This window comes from Companilactobacillus jidongensis, assembly GCF_003946575.1.
Classification (GTDB): Bacteria; Bacillota; Bacilli; order Lactobacillales; family Lactobacillaceae; genus Companilactobacillus; species Companilactobacillus jidongensis.
The window spans coordinates 94,581-101,074 of the sequence record NZ_RHOP01000009.1 but is presented as its reverse complement, the minus strand read 5'-3'; the positions used below and the strand labels follow the sequence as shown (position 1 = coordinate 101,074).

Genomic DNA, 6,494 nt, shown 5'->3' with positions numbered 1-6,494 from the left:
AGTGATGTTCTTTTTGTTTTAAAAGAGTACAAAAAAACTGGTATTGATTATTCATCAATACCAGAAAGTATAGAACCAATAAAATAAGACATTGCCATTTGTGGCAATGTCTTATTTTATTTAATATTTTGTTCGTAATACTCCCAGAACTTAGCTGCAATGTCACTCTTAGACATCAATGGCCAAGTTTCTGGATCTTTGTCATGACGAATCAAAGTTATTTCATTAGTATCCACGTTAAAACCTGAACCAGCCTTTGATACATCATTTGCGAGAATCATATCGACGTTCTTTTCATGCAATTTCTTTTTTGCATAAGGAATGAGATTCTCAGTTTCAGCTGCAAATCCTACAACAAATTGACCTGATTTCTTTTTAGCAATTTCTTTCAAAATATCGGGATTCTTTTTTAATTCAATTGTGTATAATTCTTTATCATCATTTTTCTTAATCTTTTGATCAGCCTTATGGGCTGGTCTAAAATCAGATACAGCAGCGGCCATAATGAGAACATTACTACTTTCGAAATGATTTTCGAGTTCCTTTTGCATCTCTAAGGCAGTAGAAATTTTGATTTCATTAAGATTAGGTGAGCTTAAGCTGTCATGAACCGTAGTGATCAAGGTGACATGTGCGCCCATATCTGCGGCAACGTTTGCCATAGCAATTCCCATCTTACCAGATGAATTATTTCCAATGAATCTAACTGGATCGATAGCTTCCTTTGTACCACCGGCTGTAACGATGACATTTGTGCCAGCAAGCAAAGGTTTAGTGAACATTTTGAAGATTTCTACCATGATAGTATTTAATTCGGGCAATCTACCTTTGCCCATTTCACCTTCGGCAAGGAATCCTGAGTCTGGATCAACAATTCTAATATCCATGAGATTCAAAGTATTGATATTAGTTTGAACGGCGGGGTTATTCCACATTGTTGTATTCATAGTTGGAAAAATCAGCTTAGGGGCACTCGTGGCCATCAAAGTTGTTGACGTTAGGTCATCAGCTATACCGTTCGCTAATTTACCAATGATATTCGCTGTTGCAGGCACGACGACAGCTAGGTCGGTCCAGCGCGCGAGTTTAATGTGAGGGATGAAATCATCCTGCGCTGATTGTGCAACAAAATTATCAGTCAGGACTGGACGTTGGCTCAAGGTTGCAAACGTCAATGGTGTAACAAATTCCTGTGCGGCCTTAGTCATGACCACTTGGACCTCAGCTTGATTCTTGATCAATTCACGAACGATATTCAAAGATTTATAGACGGCAATTCCGCCAGTTACGTAAAGCGTAATGTGTTTCCCTTTTAACATACAGTCACCTCATATTCTTTCTACTATATTATACATTGTTTTATTGCATTATAATGAAACTAATACAGGAGGAACTTATGAATACTGCAACTATAGATATTATTGTCGCTATTATATTAATTATTTTTGTTAATAATCCTTTGTTACAATTCTTACAAAAGTCATTTGGAATGAATTTTGTAATCAGTGAAATAATTATTGCCATAATTATAATTGTTCTGATATATTTACTAAACAAGTTTGTATTGAAGCGTGTTTTTGCAAATAAATCTAAGTGAAAAAGAGTAAAATTATAATTGAGATGTTTCACCAAAGGAGTGGTAAGTGATGGAACAAAAGATGTCACAGCGAGAAATTAAAAATTTAGATTTATCAAAACAAGCAGCACAAGATGGAATGGTCTTACTGCAAAATGAAAATAAAATACTACCGTTACGTAATAAAAAAATAGCACTTTATGGAAGTGGCTCATTTGCTACTATCAAAGGAGGTACAGGCTCCGGAAATGTCAATCAGCGTCATGTTTCTTCTATTATAAGTGGTCTTAAAGAGCACGGTTTTGAAATTACAACTGAGTCGTGGCTATCAAGATTTCAAAAATTTTATAATACCAGAAAAAAAGAATATTATGACAAGCTAGGCGGCTCACTTGCCTCATTGTTAGCTCCCGCCTTTTCGATGGATGATATGGAAGTAAATGAATTTGAAGATGCCATGACGGGTGTCTATGTTATTTCGCGTAGCTCAGGTGAAGGGCATGATCGAAAAAATGAAAAAGGCGATTACCAATTAACAGATAATGAATTTTCAAATATTAAACGTATGAGCGAATATTATCAAAATAGTATTTTGCTATTAAACGTTGGTGGCATGATTGATACCAGCTTTATTGAAAAATGTCCGTTGTTGGATAGTATTTTGTTGGTGTCACAACCAGGGATGGATGCTGGAAATGCAATTGCAGAAATACTTGATGGGACAATTACACCCTCAGGTAAGTTAACTGATACATGGGCTAATGATTATGATGATTATCCATCTTCAAAATATTTTGGCGAAAAGAACCCTCGTTATAACGATGGTATTTATGTTGGATATAAATATTTTGATAGTTTTGAAGTTAAAGCTAGATATGAATTTGGATATGGATTAAGTTATACCAAATTTATTATTGATACTGACAAGGTCAGTGTTAATGAACATCAAATAACAGTTAAGGTTAATGTTCAAAATATTGGTGAAAAATTTAGTGGCAAAGAGGTTGTTCAATTATACGTTTCTAATCCTAAGTCAGAAATTCCAACACCGTATCAAACTCTACAAGGTTATGATAAGACTAGAGACTTACGCCCCGATGAACAGCAAAGCCTAACTTTAAGTATTGCTACAAAAAACTTGGCGGTGTTTGATGCTCGAATTGCGGCATGGGTCATGGTACCGGGAATTTATTTGATCAGAGTTGGTAATAGTTCTCGTAATACTAAAGTTATTGGTCAATTCAAACTTGATAAACTAGTGGTGATTCAGCAATTAGAACATAAATTAACTCCTGCCAACGATCCAACGGAATTAACAGAAGGAAAATTTAGTTCTGAACAGGTTGGTGGAGTACCATTCTTCATTTTAAAAGCGGAGAATTTTGACGCAATTAAACCAATAGATTATTCAGACAAAGCTCAAGTTCTCACATATACAACTGATTTGGATAAAAAATTACCAGGCAAAGATTATGATGAGAAACTGCAAAAAGTCCCAGATAACAAAAATTTGAATTTACTAGATGTTTATAATCGCAAAATCACGCTAGATGAATTTGTCGCAAATATGACTAATTCTGAACTAATTGATCTGGTTGAAGGTTCCCTCAAACCCAATGCTGAGGGAAGTATGGTGGGTAACGCTTCTGACTTAGTAGCTGGTGCTGCGGGTCAAACAACAAGTAATGATCGATTAGGCATTCCTGCAACCGTCAATGCTGATGGACCAGCTGGATTAAGATTAACTCAGACGTATGATGATAATGGACAAACAAAACATCAATATGCAACGGCCTGGCCAATTGGAACATTGCTGGCTCAAACTTGGAATCGTGATTTAGTTCAAAAAGTGGGTTTTGCAATTGGTACGGAGATGAAAGAGTTCGGCATAACTATGTGGTTGGCACCGGGAATGAATATTCATCGTAATCCACTTGGCGGTCGTAACTTTGAATACTTTGCTGAAGATCCAGTCTTATCTGGAACAATCGCTGCTGCCGAAACTAAGGGTGTTCAGATGCATACTGGAATTGGTGTTACCATTAAACATTTTCTAGGCAATAATCAGGAGACTGTTCGTAATACTGGTAACAGTATTATTGGAGAACAGGCTTTGAGAGAAATATATCTGAAAAATTTTGAAATAGTTGTCAAAACAGTGCAACCGATGGCTGTCATGTCTTCCTACAATATGGTCAATGGAGTTTTTTCTGGTGAAAATTATGAATCTCTGACCAATATTTTGAGAGACGAATGGAGTTTTAAGGGATTGGTGATGACCGATTGGTTCAGCCTAGCTGATCCTAAACGCAGTATGCATGCGGGAAATGATTTGATAATGCCGGGTGGTTCGCAAGATAAGCTATTATCGTCAGTCGATGATTTAAAACCAAAATTTGCTAAAAATGGTCATATTGCTATTAAAAAATCATTTGATATTGCTGCATTCAAGGAAACCACTGAAGAATTGTGGAATGATTTCGAACCATCAGCTGATGGTGAAAATTATATTCGTATTAATGTATCTGAAGAATTAGCTGATGATATGAAGAAGATATTTTATGACGGTTCTGCTCAAGTTATCGATAATGATACAGTTTTGTTAAAGGGCAATTGGAAAGATAACAATGATTTGTATATCGGTGATTTACAGAAATCAGTGATGAATATTTTGAAAGTTGTTTTGAAATCTGATCGATTTGCAGAAAAATACGGATTAAAAGAAATTACTTACAATCAAGATATGAAGTTACATGATTATTTCACTACAAAGTAAAAAATGGGATTACGATTTTATGTCGTAATCCCATTTTGATTAATATCTATTCAATAATTCTACATATGCATCAACGATGCTTTGTAAGAATCCAACTGAGTTTTCTGATACTTTTCCATTTTCATCAAGCATATTTGTAACATTACCAATATATGCTTCTGGTTGTTGAAGCGTTGGCATGTTTAGAAATACTAATGATTGACGCAAGTGGTGGTTTGCACCAAAACCACTGATTGCACCGGGTGATACTGAAACAATTGCAGCTGGTTTCTTATCCCAGATGCTTTCGCCATATGGACGAGAACCAACATCGATAGCGTTCTTCAATCCACCAGGTACTGAACGATTATATTCAGGTGTTACGAATAGTACACCGCTGACTTCTTTCATGGTATCTCTGAATTTTGTCCAGGCAGCGGGAACATTTCCCGGTGTATCAAGATCTTCACTGTACAGTGGTAAGTCACCGATTTCTACGAATTCTGGTTCGTATTCACTGGGGAACATCCCTACTAGGTTATTAGCAATTTGACGTGAATAAGATTCTTTACGTAAGCTACCGACAATTACGGCAATTTTTTTTGACATATATTATTCCTCCGATTTCTTATATATCCAAACTATCATGTTGCGGCATTTTCGACAAATAATTGTTCTCGAAGAGGGTGATATTATTTCCGATGAAGCAAATAATCAATTTGTGATAAATTCACAATCTCAACGAAAAAGATAAAATAATCATATAATTGAAAAATAAGACCGATATTATGAACTACATTACAGCGATATTACAAAAAAGGCTTCAAAAGGAATTTTCTTATTCTTAGCGTAATACAATTGAAACAATTATCTTGTATAGTTCTCTCTTGTGATTAAGAAAACCGGGGGGATTAGTTGATAAAGCAATTTAAATTAGACGCATTATTTTTCATGGGGTTAATCTTAGTTGGATTCATGGGCTATACAGCTACTGTTCAAGCCGATGCAGAAAACAGTGATCCGTCAATAAGTAATGCCGGAGACTTTGTAAACCTATCAAACTTGTCAGATTCATCAAACGACAAACAAGATGACTTTAATAGAAAGGTCTCATTACCAGGGAGTAAAGAATTTATTCCTGGAATTGAAAATAGCGAAAGAGACTATGAAATGGGAGAAGTCTCAGCAGAACGACAAGCACAGCCGGAAGTAGATGCTGTAACTTTAGAGAACGAAGCAATCAAAGCTGAGCAAGAACAAGCTTCAGCACAGGTTCAACAGCAAGCACAAACACAGGCTACTGCAACAAATGTGGCCACAACGCAAGCTGCTCAACAATCAACAGCGAGGACTGTTGGTACATTTAAAATTAGTTTTTATGATCCAGCAGTATTAGGATCAGACATGGGTTACAGTGGTGTAGCTACAAATCTAGGCGTTATCCCACGTGGATCACGCTTGAAAATTACAACTGCACAAGGTGATGTCTGGTATAGAACAGTCAATGATACAGGAACATTTGCTTATGACAATCCTTATCAGATTGACGTCGCAATGCCAAATAGCATGATTCCTTCTTATGGAATTACTAGTGCAACTGTGGAAATTGTTTAGAGCGTGTTAAAAGAAGGTTGTTATCTTTGGTAAACACGATTCAGAACACAAACTATAAAGCAAATCACAGTTAATAAAAACAAGTCTTGGGGACTTGTTTAAATACACAAAGAAACGACCATATAGCTATGTATGGTCGTTTTTCTTATCTATTTTTACAAAAATAATATTATCACCACTGATGTAGGTCAGATATTTACCATCTAATTTGATATTCTTTTTAGCGTTGACATTATATTTACCATCAAAGAATCTAATCAATGCTGAATGTGTAGTATAAACATTAGGTAAGTTTTCAATCAGAGTATCGTTGATCTCATCACTGTTGATCACGTAGAAGTAAAGTTTTGGCGCAACTGATTGAGTTGGAATGTGAACATGAACCTCATTAACAGTGTTGTCCAGTGTGAGATACGTGGAATCATTTTCAACAGATGAAATACTTTTAAAAATCTTCTCTGATCCGTCAGGATATTTGACGTCAATGAATTTTGCCATTAGAATCACTTCGATTTTTAACTGAATCATAATATGATTTTTGTTGGAATT

Annotated in this window: 6 protein-coding genes; 3 read left to right on the top strand and 3 right to left on the bottom strand. The window is 35.6% G+C overall.

Annotated features, from left to right (window positions below):
* Positions 1-116: 116 nt before the first annotated feature.
* On the bottom strand, positions 117-1,319 hold the full coding sequence (gene coaBC / locus EKM68_RS07395; protein WP_125589352.1) for a bifunctional phosphopantothenoylcysteine decarboxylase/phosphopantothenate--cysteine ligase CoaBC: 1,203 nt from the start codon (positions 1,317-1,319) through the stop codon (positions 117-119).
* Positions 1,320-1,396: 77 nt separating this feature from the next.
* On the opposite strand from coaBC, the gene EKM68_RS07390 reads away from it, so the two are divergent.
* The gene (locus EKM68_RS07390; protein ID WP_125589350.1) at positions 1,397-1,597 is read left to right on the top strand and encodes a hypothetical protein; all 201 of its coding nucleotides are present in this window, start codon (positions 1,397-1,399) and stop codon (positions 1,595-1,597) included.
* Positions 1,598-1,646: 49 nt separating this feature from the next.
* Complete coding sequence (locus EKM68_RS07385) at positions 1,647-4,352, top strand: glycoside hydrolase family 3 protein (protein ID WP_125589348.1); 2,706 nt, start codon at positions 1,647-1,649, stop codon at positions 4,350-4,352.
* Between the two features lie 39 nt (positions 4,353-4,391).
* Here EKM68_RS07385 and EKM68_RS07380 read toward each other — a convergent pair whose 3' ends face one another.
* Positions 4,392-4,940, bottom strand: coding sequence for an NADPH-dependent FMN reductase (locus EKM68_RS07380; protein WP_125589346.1), 549 nt, complete (start codon positions 4,938-4,940; stop codon positions 4,392-4,394).
* A gap of 306 nt (positions 4,941-5,246) precedes the next feature.
* On the opposite strand from EKM68_RS07380, the gene EKM68_RS13810 reads away from it, so the two are divergent.
* Positions 5,247-5,945, top strand: a complete 699-nt coding sequence (locus tag EKM68_RS13810; RefSeq protein ID WP_318530726.1) for a hydrolase — start codon at positions 5,247-5,249, stop codon at positions 5,943-5,945.
* Between the two features lie 126 nt (positions 5,946-6,071).
* On the opposite strand, the gene EKM68_RS07370 is transcribed toward EKM68_RS13810, so the two are convergent.
* The gene (locus EKM68_RS07370) at positions 6,072-6,443 is read right to left on the bottom strand and encodes a hypothetical protein (protein WP_125589344.1); all 372 of its coding nucleotides are present in this window, start codon (positions 6,441-6,443) and stop codon (positions 6,072-6,074) included.
* Positions 6,444-6,494 lie beyond the last annotated feature (51 nt).